Source organism: Streptomyces aidingensis, assembly GCF_900112355.1.
Lineage (GTDB): Bacteria > Actinomycetota > Actinomycetes > Streptomycetales > Streptomycetaceae > Streptomyces > Streptomyces aidingensis.
The window spans coordinates 437,075-451,287 of the sequence record NZ_FOLM01000002.1 but is presented as its reverse complement, the minus strand read 5'-3'; the positions used below and the strand labels follow the sequence as shown (position 1 = coordinate 451,287).

The following is a 14,213-nucleotide window of genomic DNA, read 5'->3' as shown; positions in this document are numbered from 1 at the left end:
CCTTTCGTCACAGTCAAACGTCTGTGCTGCGTGCGAAGAATCACGTCACCGGCCCGGCCGTCGGATTCCGGCCGGTGGCACCGCGCGGCCCGGGCCGGCGGCAGTTGTATACGGCAGTGTGTTTCCCGGCGGGTTTCCGGCCGTGTCCCAGGCCCGGCCCGGGGCGGCGCGCCGCCGGTGGTGTGCGGGCCGCGACGGGCGGCCCGCACGGGTAGGTCCCGCCGGGCAGGGGCCACGCTGCCGGCCTGCCCGCCGGGCGGTGGGCTCGTGGGCGGTGGTGGGCGGTGCCGGGCCCGTCAGGCCGCGGCGCGGCCCGAGCTGCGGGGTCCGGGGTTGCGGGCCATGTACTCCGGGACGGTGACCAGCGGCGGCCGTTCCACGGTGTCCACGGGGTGGTGGCGGGGGGCGAAGCCACCACCCTCGGTCCGCTGGAACTGGGTGATCCCGGCCCGCACCGGCCCGGCTCCGGGGAGCCTGGCCTGTGCCGTGCGGTAGATGGTGGCGGCCATCCGGCCCAGGGCCTGTCCGTCCTGGTTGCGGTGGCGGCGCACGCCGACATCCACCTGCGCGATGGCGTCCAGCCCCAGCAGGTTCAGGGTGTCCACCAGCAGCCCCAGCTCCACGCCGTAGCCGACGGGGAACGGCAGTTGCTCCAGCAGCGACCGCCGGGCCGCGTACTCGCCGCCGAGGGGCTGCACCACACCGGCCAGGTGCGGCCAGTGCAGATTGAGCAGCGGGCGGGCGACCAGCTCGGTCACCCGGCCGCCCTGGCCGGGACCGGCCTGGTCGGGCCCGAGCTGCTCGGCGCCGAGCGGGCGGTCGTACATGGCCTTGACCAGATGAACCTCCGGTTCGGTGAGAAGAGGGCCGATGATTCCGCTGACGAACCGCGAGTCGAAATCCCGCAGATCGGCATCGACAAAGGCGACGATCTCGCCGCTCGCCGCGAACAACGACCGCCACAGGACCTCTCCCTTGCCGGGGCGGGCCGGCATCCGGGGAAGGATCTCGTCGCGGTGCACGACTTTGGCGCCCGCCGCGGCGGCCACCTCGGGGGTCCGGTCGGTACAGCCCGAGTCCATGACCAGGATCTCGTCGACCAGAGGCACTCGTTCCACCAGGTCCCGCCGGATCGATTCGACGATCGCGCCGACGGTCGCCTCCTCGTTCAGGGCGGGCAGAACCACGCTGACGGTACCTGCCGGACCCGCCGCCCGCTTCGCGGCCATGAGCTGTGACAGCGGACGGTCGGCGGCAGTCCAGGAACGGCTGCTCAGCCACACCTTCGCCTCTTCCAGCACGTGTCGCTCCTCGGTGTCTCGGGGATTGGACGGGGTCGAGTCATTGTCGGGGCCGTCGGTTACAGTCTTGAGCAACGCAGGTGACCTCCGCATATCGGGGGGCTGCGCTTGACAAAACGCATAACGCTCATCCAGAGGGGCAGAGGGAACGGCCCGGTGAAGCCCCGGCAACCCTCCCGCCGGTCTCGCGGTCAGCAGCGAGGTCCCCGTTGGGGAAGGTGCCAATTCCGTCCCGTGGCGAAAGCCGTCACGGGGAAGATGAGGAGAGAGGGCCTCGCACCCATGTCTGAACCGACCACGCCCGCAACCACTGCGTCCGGCGTCCCTGCCACGTCCTCGGCGTCTTCTGCGCCTTCTGCCGCGTCTTCCGCCCCCGCGGATGGTTCCGGCGGCTCCGTTGCCGCGGGTGCCGCGCCCGGCGTCGGTCTGGGGTCCGCCGCTGCGCTTTCCTGCCGGGAATGCGGTCAGCGTTATCCACTTAGCCCGATCTTCGCATGTGCCGACTGTTTCGGCCCGCTGGAGATTGCCTACGCGCTCCCCAGCGGGGATCCCGAGGGTCTGCGGGCCCGTATCGAGGCCGGTCCCGGCAGCATCTGGCGCTATGCCGAGCTGCTTCCGGTGCCCGCCGGGGTGGCCGGCCGGCCCAATCTCAACCCCGGCATGACGCGTCTGGTCCGTGCCGACCGGCTCGCCGCCGAGCTGGGCGTCTCCGGCGAGCTGCATGTCAAGGACGACTCCGGCAATCCCACCCACTCCTTCAAGGACCGGGTGGTGGCGATCGCCGTGGAGGCCGCGCGGGCCTTCGGCTTCACCACCCTCTCCTGCTCCTCCACCGGCAACCTGGCGGGCGCGGTGGGCGCCGCGGCGGCCCGGGCCGGCCTGCGGTCCTGCGTGTTCATCCCGCACGACCTGGAGCAGGGCAAGGTGGTCATGGCCGCGGTCTACGGCGGTGACCTGGTGGCCATCGAGGGCACCTATGACGATGTCAACCGCTTCTGCTCCGAGCTGATCGGTGATCCGGCCGGCGAGGGCTGGGGCTTTGTCAACGTCAACCTCCGCCCCTACTACGCGGAGGGCTCCAAGACCCTGGCCTACGAGATCTGCGAGCAGCTCGGCTGGCGGCTGCCGGACCAGCTCGTGGTGCCGATCGCCTCCGGCTCCCAGCTGACCAAGATCGACAAGGGGCTGCGGGAACTGATCGCGCTCGGCCTGGTGGAGGAGAAGCCCTACCGGATATTCGGCGCGCAGGCGGCCGGCTGCTCCCCGGTCTCGCAGGCGTTCAAGGCCGGGCACGACATCATCCGTCCGGTGCGGCCGGACACCATCGCCAAGTCGCTGGCCATCGGCAACCCGGCGGACGGGCCCTATGTGCTGGACATCGCCCGGCGCACCGGCGGCGCGGTGGAGGACGTCACCGATGACGAGGTGGTGGACGCGATCCGGCTGCTGGCGCGCACCGAGGGGATCTTCGCGGAGACCGCGGGCGGGGTGACGGTGGGCGTCACCCGCAAGCTCCTCAAGGACGGCCTGCTGGACCCGGAGGCCACCACCGTGGTGCTCAACACCGGGGACGGCCTCAAGACGCTGGACGCGGTCGCGTCCGGCAGCCGGCCGACCGCCGTGATCCGGCCGGATCTCGCCGCTTTCCGCGCGGCCGGTCTGGCCTGAGCGAGGCGGGTGTGCCTGCCGCGCCTCAGGCCGCGGCGGGGCGCCGCCGTCCGGCCCGCCGCCGCGCCGCGGTGCCGTTCCGTGTCCCGTTCCCCGTCCGCCCGAACCACCCCTGAACGAGGAGAGAACCGTCATGAGCGTGACCGTCCGCATCCCGACCATTCTGCGCACCTACACCGGCGGGGCCGCCGAGGTGACGGCCGAGGGATCGACGCTCGCCGAGGTGCTGGCCGATCTGGAGAAGAACCACACCGGCATCGGCGCCCGGGTGCTGGACGACACCGGCAAGCTGCGTCGATTCGTGAACGTCTATGTCAATGACGACGACGTCCGGTTCGCCGAAGGGCTCGGGACCCCGACCCCGGACGGCGCCGGGGTCTCGATCATTCCGGCGGTCGCGGGCGGCTGCTGAGCCGCGGCCGGCGCCCCGCCGGCCTCGCCGCCGGCCCACCGCCGGAGTCCGGATGTACGCCCCGGGACGGGTCCGTCCCGGGGCGTCCGTCATGCCCGGGTACGGTAGGGCCCGGGCGCGCTAGAGTGGCGGACCGGGCGACGTGCCCGGCCGTGCCCGGGCCGGGGAAGTTCCACGGGGGAAGGGCGTTCCCCGCGTTGCCCGTGTGCCATTGGCATATGAATTCGCGTCATATCGCCTGGGAAAGTGTTGCACCATTTGCCGGTTTGGCCGCCTTGATCCTGCCCGGTAAGCGTTATTTTTTCGTGACATAGCGGACTTTGACGGTTCTGGCGTCACAAGAATTCTCGTTCAAATGACCTGTTGCATACGGCGGTCGGCCGGATACATTCAGCGGCGGTCGACGCGTTCTGGCACACACCCCCTTCGGCCGGGTGTGAGGTCTGAGGTCTGACCCGGGTCCGTGAAGTGCGGGCTCGTGAAAGGGCCAGTAATAGGGGAGTTAGGAATGGCTCAGGGCACCGTCAAGTGGTTCAACGCGGAGAAGGGCTACGGCTTCATCGCGGTCGACGGTGGTGCGGACGTGTTCGTCCACTACAGCGCGATTCAGATGGACGGCTACCGCACTCTGGAGGAAGGGCAGCGGGTCGAGTTCGAGATCTCGCAGGGCCAGAAGGGTCCGCAGGCCGACATGGTGCGCGTCACCGCCTGAACAACACCAGCCGCCACACCACTCAGCGAGGACCCGGGTTCCCGTCCCACAGCGGGCCCGGGTCCTCGTCATGTCCGGCCATGTCCGGTCGTGCCCGAAGGCCGCCCGGGCCGCCGCCCGGGCGGGCGCCCCCGGCGCACCTCCCCGCCGCGCGGGGGAGCCCGCGGCTTGCACTCACAGGGTCCGAGTGCTAATCATGGCGTTAGCACTCTACGAGTGAGAGTGACAGACAGGACCGGGTCGGTGAGGTCCGCTGACCGGTGGGGGCAAGGAAGCCACCGGGCCGCGGGCCGTCCGTCGCGGGCGCCAGCGCGGTCCGGAGCAATCCACCCCGCATCTGGGAGGACCATTTCACATGGCCAAGATCATCGCGTTCGACGAGGAGGCCCGCCGCGGCCTTGAGCGCGGGATGAACCAGCTCGCCGACGCCGTCAAGGTCACGCTCGGCCCCAAGGGCCGCAACGTCGTGCTGGAGAAGAAGTGGGGCGCCCCCACCATCACCAACGACGGTGTCTCCATCGCCAAGGAGATCGAGCTCGAGGACCCGTACGAGAAGATCGGCGCCGAGCTGGTCAAGGAAGTCGCCAAGAAGACCGACGACGTCGCGGGTGACGGCACCACCACCGCCACCGTGCTGGCCCAGGCGCTGGTCCGCGAGGGCCTGCGCAACGTCGCGGCCGGCGCCAACCCGATGGCCCTGAAGCGCGGCATCGAGAAGGCCGTCGAGCAGGTCTCCGAGGCGCTGCTCGGCCAGGCCAAGGAGGTCGAGACCAAGGAGCAGATCGCCTCCACCGCCTCCATCTCCGCCGGCGACACCCAGATCGGCGAGCTGATCGCCGAGGCCATGGACAAGGTCGGCAAGGAAGGCGTCATCACCGTCGAGGAGTCGCAGACCTTCGGGCTGGAGCTGGAGCTCACCGAGGGCATGCGCTTCGACAAGGGCTACATCTCCGCCTACTTCGCCACCGACATGGAGCGCATGGAGGCGGAGCTGGAGGACCCCTACATCCTCATCGCCAACTCCAAGATCTCCAGCGTCAAGGACCTGCTCCCGCTGCTGGAGAAGGTCATGCAGGCCGGCAAGCCGCTGCTGATCATCGCCGAGGACGTGGAGGGCGAGGCCCTGTCCACCCTGGTGGTCAACAAGATCCGCGGCACCTTCAAGTCCGTGGCCGTCAAGGCCCCGGGCTTCGGCGACCGCCGCAAGGCCATGCTGGGCGACATCGCCATCCTCACCGGCGGCCAGGTCATCTCCGAGGAGGTCGGTCTCAAGCTGGAGAACGCCTCCCTGGACCTGCTGGGCCGCGCCCGCAAGGTGGTCGTCACCAAGGACGAGACCACCATCGTGGACGGCGCCGGTGACAGCGAGGCCGTGCAGGGCCGGGTCAACCAGATCCGCGCCGAGATCGAGTCCTCGGACTCCGACTACGACCGCGAGAAGCTCCAGGAGCGGCTGGCCAAGCTGGCCGGCGGCGTGGCCGTGATCAAGGCCGGTGCCGCCACCGAGGTCGAGCTGAAGGAGCGCAAGCACCGCATCGAGGACGCGGTGCGCAACGCCAAGGCGGCCGTCGAGGAGGGCATCGTCGCCGGCGGTGGCGTGGCCCTGCTCCAGGCGTCCTCGGTCTTCGAGAAGCTGGACCTGGACGGCGACGAGGCCACCGGCGCCGCCGCGGTCAAGCTGGCGCTGGAGGCCCCGCTGAAGCAGATCGCCATGAACGCCGGCCTGGAGGGCGGTGTCGTGGCGGAGAAGGTGCGCAACCTGACCCCGGGCCACGGCCTGAACGCCGCCACCGGCGACTACGTGGACATGATCGCCGAGGGCATCATCGACCCGGCCAAGGTCACCCGCTCCGCGCTGCAGAACGCCGCCTCCATCGCGGCGCTGTTCCTCACCACCGAGGCCGTCATCGCGGACAAGCCGGAGAAGGCCGCGGCGGGTGCCGAGGCCGCCGCCGGCGGCATGGGCGGCGGCATGGACTTCTGAGTCCGGCAGCCCGCACTTCCGGCACGCCGTCCGGTTCCGGGCGGCACCGTCAGGGGCGGTGCACCGCGCAGACACAGCGCGCGGTGCGCCGCCCCTGCGGCGTTCCCGGCCCCGGGAACCGCCGCAGGGGCGGGGGTGGGGACGCGGAAAACGGGAACCTGCCGGAGGAGGACGCGCAAGGGGGTGGCACGGGCGGGAGAAACGGCGGAAGGACGGGAGGCTTCCCATGCGGTTCGTCAATCGTGAGGACGCGGGCCGGGCGCTGGCGGGGCGGCTCCGGCACCTGCGGGACGGCGACCCGGTGGTGCTGGGACTGCCGCGCGGCGGGGTGCCGGTGGCGTTCGAGGTGGCCCAGGGGCTGGGCGCGCCGCTGGATGTGCTGGTGGTGCGCAAGCTGGGGGTGCCCATCCACCCGGAGCTGGGCTTCGGCGCGGTCGGCGAGGACGGCGCCAAGGTGATCAACCCCGATGTGGTCCGGATGACCGGGCTGGACGAGGCCGGCATCGCGGAGGTGGAGCGGCGGGAGCGGGACGAACTGGAACGCCGGGTGCGCCGCTACCGCGGCGACACCCCCCGCCAGGAGCTGACCGGGCGGACCGCCGTGATCGTGGACGACGGCATCGCCACCGGCTCCACGGCGCGCGCCGCCTGCCGGATCGCCCGCAGCCAGGGCGCCGCCCGGGTGGTGCTGGCGGTGCCGGTGCTGCCGGCCGGCACGCAGGAGCAGCTTCGCCAGGACGCCGACGAGGTGGTCTTCCTCAGCGCCCCGAGCGGCTTCGGCTCGGTCGGCCAGTGGTACGAGGACTTCGCCCAGACCGAGGACACCGAGGTGGTGGACCTGCTCAACCGGTCGGCGGCAGCCGCCCACAAGACCGCCCCGCGCAGCGAGGGCCCGCCGCACGGCGGCGGCTGGGCGGAGCCCGCCGAGCGCCGCGAGGTGGAGATCCGGCTGCCGGAGCCGGACGCGGTGCGGCTGCCCGGCGAGCTGGTGCTGCCGCGCCATGCGCCGGTGGTGGTGGCCTTCGCGCACGGCAGCGGCAGCGGGCGGCACAGCCCGCGCAACCGCTATGTGGCGCGGACGCTGGCGGAGGCTGGGCTGGGCACGCTGCTGTTCGATCTGCTCACGCCCGAGGAGGAGCTCGACCGGGACCTGGTCTTCGCCATTCCGCTGCTGGCCCGGCGGCTGGCCGGCGCCGCCCGCTGGCTGCGCGAGGCCACCGACGGGCTGCCGGTCTCCTACTTCGGCGCCAGCACGGGCGCGGCGGCGGCGCTGCGGGCGGCCGTGGAGGACCACCCGGCGGCCGTGGTCTCCCGGGGCGGACGGCCGGATCTGGCGGGCGAGCCGGCGCTGGCGGCGGTGCGGGCCCCCACCCTGCTGATCGTGGGCGGCCAGGACCAGCTGGTGCTGGAGCTGAACCAGCAGGCGGAACGGCTGCTGCGCTGCGAGAAGCGGCTGGAGATGGTGCCGGGGGCGACCCATCTCTTCGAGGAACCGGGCGCGCTGGAGCAGGTCGCGCAGCTGGCCCGCGACTGGTTTGCCGCACACCTTCCCCAGGCCCACACCGGCGCCCGCGCGGCGTAGCGCCGGTCCCACCCATTGCGGTGTCCGCGGTCTCTGCGGTCTCCGCGGTGTCCGCCGGTGGCCTCCGCGGGGTCAGGGGCGCCGGATGGCGTGCAGGGCGGTGCGCAGATGGCCACCTGATTCGGTGAGGAGGCGGGCGGCGGTGGCGGCGTCCACTCCGCCCAGCAGGGCCAGGATGGCGTTCTTGGTCTCGCCGCCGCCCGCGGCCAGCGCCCGTTCCACGTCCTCCGTGGAGGCGCCGGTGGCCAGCGAGACGATCCGGCGGGACCGGGCCCGCAGCTTGTCGTTGGAGGCCCGGACATCGACCATCAGGTTTCCGTAGGTCTTGCCCAGCCGGATCATGCTGATGGTGGAGATCATGTTGAGCACCAGCTTCTGCGCGGTGCCCGCCTTGAGGCGGGTGGAGCCGGCGATCAGCTCCGGCCCGACCACCACCTCGATCGGATGCTCCGCCGCGGCGCTGAGCGGGGTGTCCGCGTTGCAGGACAGCCCGACGGTGAGCGCGCCCGCGCGGCGCGCACAGACCACCGCGCCGACCGCGTACGGGGTGCGGCCGGAGGCGGAGACGCCGACCACCACATCGCGCTCGGCCAGCCCGAGCGCCGCGAGATCGGCCTCGGCCAGCTCCCGGCTGTCCTCGGCGCCTTCCACCGCGGCCGTCATGGCCGGCCGGCCGCCCGCGATCAGTCCGATGACCTCCTGCGGGGCGGTGTTGAAGGTCGGCGGGCACTCGCTGGCGTCCAGTACGCCGAGCCGCCCGGCGGTGCCGGCGCCGCAGTAGACCAGCCTCCCGCCGCGCGCCATGCGGGCGGCGATCCCGTCGATGGCGGCGGCGATCCGGGGAAGCTGCGCGGCCACCGCGGTGGGCACCGCCGCGTCCTCCCGGTTCATCGCCCGGGCGATGTCCAGCGTGGGCCACCGGTCGATGTCGGCGAGATCGGAGCGGTACGCCTCGGTGGTCAGGGACTCCAGTTCGGACTGGAGCGGGCCGGGCGGGTTGTGCGGCACGGGCGGGGGCAGCGAGGTCATGGCGTCGCGACTTCCTCAGACGAGTGGACGGGCGGCTCGGAGAAAGTGGGGGCGGCGGCTGGCCGGCGGCTGGACGGCGGGTGCGGGCGGATTCTCGGGGGCGGTTCTCGGGGGGTCTCGGCAGGGATTCCGGGGTGGGGGGCGCGCGGGCGGGCGGTGCCGCCCGGATCGTCAGCGGCCGGCGTCGCGGGGGGAGTGGCGGTGGGCCAGCGCCTCGTAGCTGGCGTGCAGCGCGGGCGCGGCGGATGCGTAGGTGCGTTGCGCCACGCCTATGAACAGGCAGTCCACCACCAGAAGCTGGCTGGTGCGGCTGGACATGGCGGCCGGCCGCAGCTCGCTCTCCCGGGCGGTGGAGGTGGTCAGCACATGGTCCGCGTACTGGGTCACCTCGCCGTCCGGCCGTCCGGTGACCGCGATGGTGGTGGCGCCGTGGTCGAAGGCGGCCTGGAGCGGTTCGATCACATCCACCGTCCGCCCGGAGTGGGTAATGGCCAGGGCCACGTCCCCGGCGCGGAGCTGCACCGCTCCGGTGACCGCGAGATGCGGGTCGGCGTGGGCGTGCGACACCAGGCCGATGCGCAGCAGCTTCTGCGCCAGGTCCTGGGCGACGAGGGAGGAGGCGCCGACGCCGTAGACATCGATCCGGCGGGCACCGGCCATGGCGGTCACGGCCGCCTCCAGCTGGGCCACGTCCAGGGAGGCGGCGGTGTCGGCCAGGGTCTGGCGCTCGTCCTGGGCCAGCTTGGCGACCACCTCGCCCAGCGGATCGTCCACCGAGATGTCGGTGGTGAGGGCCGGGGCGGCGCCGGACGCCTGCTGGGCGGCGAGACCGGCCAGGGCCAGGCGCAGATCGCGGTAGCCGGGATAGCCCAGCAGCCGCGCGGTGCGCACCACGGTGGCCTCGCTGGTGCCGGTACGCTCGGCGAGCCCGGTGACGGTCAGGGCGGCGCAGCCGGCCGGGTCGCCGGCCACGGTCTCGGCGACCCGCTGCATGGAGCGGGTCATGGAGGGTGCCATGGTGCGCACCTTGGCGGCCAGCGCGCCCGGCTCGGGCGGCGCCGGGCGGGGCGCCACGGGAGCGGGACGCGACCGGCCACCGCGCCGGGCGAAATTTTCCTTCATGGCATTCCTCACAGATGAAAGGTATTTTCGGCGGGGTCGCGCGTCAACCCCCTTCGGTCATGGTGGTTCGATGGCGGCGATCCCCGTCAAGAGGACGATCACGCGCGGGGACGGCGGCCGGAGCACGGGAGCGGAAGGCGGGGCGGTGGTGTGGCGGTCCTCATCGATCCTCCGGACTGGCCGGGGCACGGGCGCTACTGGTCGCATCTGGTGAGCGACGAGTCCCTGGCCGAGCTGCATGCCTTCGCCGAACGGCTGGGAGTGCCGGCCAGGGCCTTCGACCGGGATCACTACGACATCCCGCGGGAGCGGTATCCCGACGCCCTGGCGCTGGGCGCCGTGCCCGCCACCAGCCGGGAGATCGTCCGCCGGCTGCACGCCGCGGGCCTGCGCCGGCGGCGGCGCGCCCGGCCCCGGACCCCGCCGGGCGCCCCGCCGGTCACCGGGTGAGGAGGTCGAGCTCGGCGGCGAGGTTGTAGCGCGCGGTGGGCTCCCAGTGCCGGGCGGCGTAGGGGGTGCGGTAGAGGCGCGGGTGGGCGAGCAGGCCGCGCAGCACCTCGGCGCGCCCGGTGCGGAACGCCTCCGGCGGCACGAAGCCGTACTCCCGGCGGACGGCCGCGGTATAGGCGGCGTACTCCTCGGGCGGATGGCCGAGCACCGCCAGGTCGGCGTCGCACAGCGCCTCGCCATTGGTGTCACCGGTGGCCGGATCATGGCCGGCGGTGAGCCGGACCAGCCGGGCCACCTCGGCGGTCAGCGCGGGCGGTGCGCCCGTGCCGGGCAGGGTGCGCTCGGCCAGTTCGGCGCTGCGCTCCTCGTTGGCCGTGCCGCCGGCCGCCGGATCGTAGACCGCGTCGTGGAACCAGGCGGCCAGGGCGACCGCCGCCGGGTCGGCGGCATGGCCGCGCAGCTCCCGGCCGAGATGGCCGAGGACGGCCCGCAGATGGCCGGTGGTGTGGTAGTGGCGCTCCGGTCCGGACCAGCGGCGCAGCAGGTCGGCGCCGAGCCCGGCGGCGCCGGGCGCGTCGTCCAGCAGGGCGGCGAACCGGCCGGCCAGGTCGGCGTCGCCAGGACCGGAAGCGGGACCGGAAGCGGGACCGGAAGCGGGGCCGGGAGCGGGATCGCGGTCGTGGGGCATGGGCCCATTCTGGCCAACCGGCCGCGCCGCCGCGCCCGGGCTCAGGAGTTCCGGGGTTCCGGAATCCGGGACGGACTTTCTCCCCGCAGTGGTCTATGCCAGCATGTGCGACATGTCTAGACCACTTCTTGAGGTGATCGCGCTCGACGCCGAGGACGCGATCGCCGCACAGTCCGGAGGCGCCGACCGCCTGGAGCTGGTCACCGAGATGTCCGCCGACGGGCTGACCCCCGCCGTGGAGACCGTCGCCGCGATCCGGGAGGCCGTCACCCTCCCGCTGCGCGTGATGCTCCGCCCGGGGCCGGGGTCGTCTCCCGGGCCCTCGGGGGCTGGGGCGGCGGGAGCCTTCCGGACCGGCGGGAGCGGGGTGCTGGACGCCCTGTGCGCCACCGCCGAGAAGCTGCGCGCCGAGGGCGCCCGGGAATTCGTCCTCGGCTTCCTGGACGAGGACGGCCACGCCGATGTCGCCGCCATCCGCACCCTGACCGCGGTGCTGGGCGAGGACGCCCGCTGGACCTGCCACCGGGCGATCGACCACAGCGCCGACCGCTTTGCGCTGCGCGCCGGGCTGGACGGCTTCCCCGGTCTGGACACCTACCTCACGGCCGGCTCGGCGGCCGGCGTGGACCACGGCCTGGCGGTGCTGCGCGGCGAGGCGGCCCGCACCGCGGCCGGCGAGCCCGGCTACCGGGCCCGGCTGATGGCCGGCGGCGGCCTGCGGCTGGACCATGTGCCGGAACTGCTGGCCGCCGGGGTGGACGCCTTCCACATCGGCGGCGCGGCCCGCCCGGCCGGCTGGTCCGGCCCGGTCACCGCGGAAGCGGTCGCCGCCTGGCGCGCCGCGCTGGACGCCGCGGCGTAGCCGGACCGCCCGCCCGGGCGCCGTCACCGGGCCGCCTCCCGGCCGGTGTACCCGGTCCGGCGTCGCACCGGTCGCCGACGGGGCTGCCGCGCTCCTTGCCGGTCACGCGCTATGACCGGTCGCCCTCGGGGCCGGGCCCGGCCAGCGGGGCCGGGAGCGCGGCGGCGTGGACCACGGTGAGGCCGGACACGGCGCGGGTCAGGGCGACATAGAGGCGGCGCAGGCCGGTGCGCTCGTCCGGCTCGCCGGCCACCACCGCGGCCGGTTCGTCCAGCACCACATGGTCGTACTCCAGGCCCTTGGCCAGCGAGGCGGGGACCAGGGTGAGCCGGACCCGCTCGCTGGTCTCCTCACCCGGACCCAGATGAGCCAGGCCGGCCCGGGCCAGCGCCCCGGCCAGCGCCGGAATGCGGGCGTCGGCGGCGATCAGGCCGATGGAGCCCTCGTGTTCCAGGGCCGCGCGGCAGGCGTCCACCACGGCCCCGTCCAGCCCGTCCAGCCCGGCCGGCCCGTCCGGCCCGTCCAGACCGTCCGGCCCGGCCGGTTCCGGGACGCGGCGCAGCCGCAGTGAGCCGGCGGTGTCCCGGACGGAGGTTGCCTCGGCCAGGCCGGGCGCGATCGCGGGCAGCAGCCGGGAGGCGTAGGCGATCACCTCCCGCGGCACCCGGAAGCCCTGGGTCAGCTCGGCCACCGCCGCCTCCGGCTTGCCCAGATGCGACAGGGCCTCGGCCCAGCTTCCGGTGGCCCACGGGGTGGTGCCCTGGGCGAGATCGCCCAGCACCGTCGCCGAGCCCGTCGAGCAGCGCCGGCCCACCGCCCGGTACTGCATCGGCGACAGGTCCTGCGCCTCGTCCAGCACCACATGGCCGAGCGAGGGGGTGCGTGCCACCAGGTCGCGGGCCTCGTCGATGAGCACCGCGTCCGCCGCCGACCAGCGGGCGGACTTCACCGAGCGCGGCGGGCGGGACCAGAGCAGCAGGCGCTGCTCCTCGGCGGTGAGCAGGCCCTCGGCGTGCTCGGCGAGGAATTCCGGGTCCGACAGCAGCCGCAGCACCAGCTTCGCCGGGTCCACCGGCGGCCAGATGGCCTTCACCGCCGCCTTGACCGGGGCGCTGCGCGCCACCGCGGCCTGCACCCGGTCGTCCGGGGCCTCCCCGGCGCGCTCCATCTGCACCAGCACGGCGTGCGCGATGCGCTGCGGCAGGGCCTCGCGGGCCGCGCCGTAGCGGATGTCGCGGTCCAGCAGTTCGCGGACGATCTCCGCCAGCTCGTACCCGGGCACCCGCCAGCGGCGCGTGCCGCGCGGGACGACCACCGCCTCCTCGGGCAGGCGCACCCCGGAGCGCACCGCGCGGCGCAGCAGCCGCGCCATCCGCGCGTCGCCCTTCAGGACGGCGGTGGGGGCCGGGTCGGTGCCCCGGATCTCCAGCCCGTCCGCCAGCACCAGCTCGTCCACCGTGGCCTGCCTGACCTCCAGTTCGCCCAGGGCGGGCAGCACCTGCTCGATATAGCGCAGGAAGGAGCGGTTGGGCCCGATCACCAGGGTGCCGGTGCGGGCCAGCTTCTCCCGGTGGGCGTAGAGCAGGAACGCCACCCGGTGCAGGCCCACGGCGGTCTTCCCGGTGCCGGGCGCCCCCTGCACGCAGACCGTCTCGGCGACCGGGCCGCGCACGATCTCGTCCTGCTCGGGCTGGATGGTGGCCACGATGTCCCGCATCGGGCCGACGCGCGGGCGCTCGATCTCGCGGCGCAGCAGCGCTCCGGCGGGGCCCTCGTCGGCCCCGGGATCGGAGAGACGCTCGTCCTCGTAGGCGGTGAGTTCGCCGCCGTCGTAGCCGAACCGGCGGCGCAGCGCGATGCCCTGCGGGTCCTGGCGGGAGGCCCGGTAGAAGGGGCGGGACACCGGCGCCCGCCAGTCGATGACCATGGGGTCGCCGGAGGCGTCGTGGACGTGCCGGCGGCCGATGTAGAAGCGGGTGCCGGTCTCGCCCTCGGCGTCCAGGGCGCGCAGATAGTCCAGGCGGCCGAAGAACAGCGGGGTGCCGGCCAGGTCGGCCAGCGCCTTGATCCGGGCCTCGACATCCCGGCGCAGCACTTCGGCGGAGACCCAGGTGGCGGCGACATCGGAGATGTCCAGGGCCTCGGCGTCCCGGCGCATGGCGCGCAGCGCGGCCCGGGAGGCGGCCAGATGGGCCCGCTCGGTGTCGAGCGGCGAGGGGGCGGAAGCGGATTCGGGGGTGGACGGGACGGATGGGGCGGACACGGGATGGCCTCCGGCGGCGACGGTCTGGGCGTTCGGCGGCACCCGCGGCGGCCACGGCGCGCACGGCACCGCCCGGCGGCTGCCGGACGGTGCGGTGCGGTGCGGTGCGCTGCGTGCGGAAGGGGTGACGCCATGCCGGC

The 14,213-nt window shown here is 73.8% G+C and carries 12 protein-coding genes and 1 riboswitch; of the genes, 7 read left to right on the top strand and 5 right to left on the bottom strand.

Annotated features, from left to right (window positions below):
- Positions 1-296: 296 nt before the first annotated feature.
- Positions 297-1,301, bottom strand: coding sequence for a glucosyl-3-phosphoglycerate synthase (locus BM242_RS06525; RefSeq protein WP_093837687.1), 1,005 nt, complete (start codon positions 1,299-1,301; stop codon positions 297-299).
- Between the two features lie 124 nt (positions 1,302-1,425).
- Positions 1,426-1,566: riboswitch (SAM riboswitch) on the top strand.
- Here BM242_RS06525 and thrC point away from each other — a divergent pair.
- The 5 genes from thrC to BM242_RS06500 all read left to right on the top strand — a co-directional run bounded on the left by thrC (position 1,560) and on the right by BM242_RS06500 (position 7,659).
- A complete protein-coding gene (gene thrC / locus BM242_RS06520; protein WP_425443817.1) occupies positions 1,560-2,969 on the top strand; it encodes a threonine synthase in 1,410 nt (469 codons plus the stop codon). Its footprint overlaps the riboswitch before it by 7 nt.
- Before the next feature lie 133 nt (positions 2,970-3,102).
- The gene (locus tag BM242_RS06515) at positions 3,103-3,381 is read left to right on the top strand and encodes a MoaD/ThiS family protein (protein WP_093837685.1); all 279 of its coding nucleotides are present in this window, start codon (positions 3,103-3,105) and stop codon (positions 3,379-3,381) included.
- 508 nt (positions 3,382-3,889) lie between these two features.
- A complete protein-coding gene (locus tag BM242_RS06510; RefSeq protein WP_004986573.1) occupies positions 3,890-4,093 on the top strand; it encodes a cold-shock protein in 204 nt (67 codons plus the stop codon).
- 355 nt (positions 4,094-4,448) lie between these two features.
- Positions 4,449-6,077 (top strand): chaperonin GroEL, encoded by a 1,629-nt coding sequence (groL, locus tag BM242_RS06505; protein WP_093837684.1) that lies wholly within the window; start codon positions 4,449-4,451, stop codon positions 6,075-6,077.
- A gap of 226 nt (positions 6,078-6,303) precedes the next feature.
- Positions 6,304-7,659 carry a phosphoribosyltransferase gene (locus tag BM242_RS06500; protein WP_093837683.1) on the top strand — a complete coding sequence of 452 codons (1,356 nt, stop codon included), beginning with the start codon at positions 6,304-6,306 and terminating at the stop codon, positions 7,657-7,659.
- A gap of 72 nt (positions 7,660-7,731) precedes the next feature.
- Here BM242_RS06500 and murQ read toward each other — a convergent pair whose 3' ends face one another.
- Both murQ and BM242_RS06490 read right to left on the bottom strand, forming a co-directional pair.
- Positions 7,732-8,688, bottom strand: a complete 957-nt coding sequence (murQ, locus tag BM242_RS06495; protein ID WP_093837682.1) for an N-acetylmuramic acid 6-phosphate etherase — start codon at positions 8,686-8,688, stop codon at positions 7,732-7,734.
- A 171-nt stretch (positions 8,689-8,859) separates the two neighbouring features.
- The gene (locus BM242_RS06490; protein ID WP_093837681.1) at positions 8,860-9,810 is read right to left on the bottom strand and encodes a MurR/RpiR family transcriptional regulator; all 951 of its coding nucleotides are present in this window, start codon (positions 9,808-9,810) and stop codon (positions 8,860-8,862) included.
- A gap of 150 nt (positions 9,811-9,960) precedes the next feature.
- Between BM242_RS06490 and BM242_RS06485 the strand changes: the two genes are divergently transcribed.
- On the top strand, positions 9,961-10,260 hold the full coding sequence (locus BM242_RS06485) for a DUF4031 domain-containing protein (protein ID WP_093837680.1): 300 nt from the start codon (positions 9,961-9,963) through the stop codon (positions 10,258-10,260).
- Here the strand turns inward: BM242_RS06485 and BM242_RS06480 are convergent.
- Complete coding sequence (locus tag BM242_RS06480; protein WP_093837679.1) at positions 10,250-10,948, bottom strand: HD domain-containing protein; 699 nt, start codon at positions 10,946-10,948, stop codon at positions 10,250-10,252. The genes BM242_RS06485 and BM242_RS06480 overlap by 11 nt on opposite strands.
- Positions 10,949-11,060: 112 nt before the next feature.
- Here BM242_RS06480 and BM242_RS06475 point away from each other — a divergent pair, with 112 nt between their 5' ends.
- Positions 11,061-11,810, top strand: coding sequence for a copper homeostasis protein CutC (locus BM242_RS06475; protein ID WP_093837854.1), 750 nt, complete (start codon positions 11,061-11,063; stop codon positions 11,808-11,810).
- Positions 11,811-11,919: 109 nt separating this feature from the next.
- On the opposite strand, the gene BM242_RS06470 is transcribed toward BM242_RS06475, so the two are convergent.
- Entirely contained in the window at positions 11,920-14,073 is a 2,154-nt protein-coding gene (locus BM242_RS06470) for a HelD family protein (RefSeq protein ID WP_093837853.1), read from the bottom strand.
- Positions 14,074-14,213 lie beyond the last annotated feature (140 nt).

Excerpts from the sequence above, each read along its gene's own strand:
- thrC (WP_425443817.1), top strand. The coding sequence starts at position 1,560 with ATGAGGAGAGAGGGCCTCGCACCCATGTCTGAACCGACCACGCCCGCA.
- BM242_RS06515 (WP_093837685.1), top strand. The coding sequence starts at position 3,103 with ATGAGCGTGACCGTCCGCATCCCGACCATTCTGCGCACCTACACCGGC.
- BM242_RS06510 (WP_004986573.1), top strand. The coding sequence starts at position 3,890 with ATGGCTCAGGGCACCGTCAAGTGGTTCAACGCGGAGAAGGGCTACGGC.
- groL (WP_093837684.1), top strand. The coding sequence starts at position 4,449 with ATGGCCAAGATCATCGCGTTCGACGAGGAGGCCCGCCGCGGCCTTGAG.
- BM242_RS06500 (WP_093837683.1), top strand. The coding sequence starts at position 6,304 with ATGCGGTTCGTCAATCGTGAGGACGCGGGCCGGGCGCTGGCGGGGCGG.
- murQ (WP_093837682.1), bottom strand. The coding sequence starts at position 8,688 with ATGACCTCGCTGCCCCCGCCCGTGCCGCACAACCCGCCCGGCCCGCTC.
- BM242_RS06490 (WP_093837681.1), bottom strand. The coding sequence starts at position 9,810 with ATGAAGGAAAATTTCGCCCGGCGCGGTGGCCGGTCGCGTCCCGCTCCC.
- BM242_RS06480 (WP_093837679.1), bottom strand. The coding sequence starts at position 10,948 with ATGCCCCACGACCGCGATCCCGCTCCCGGCCCCGCTTCCGGTCCCGCT.
- BM242_RS06475 (WP_093837854.1), top strand. The coding sequence starts at position 11,061 with ATGTCTAGACCACTTCTTGAGGTGATCGCGCTCGACGCCGAGGACGCG.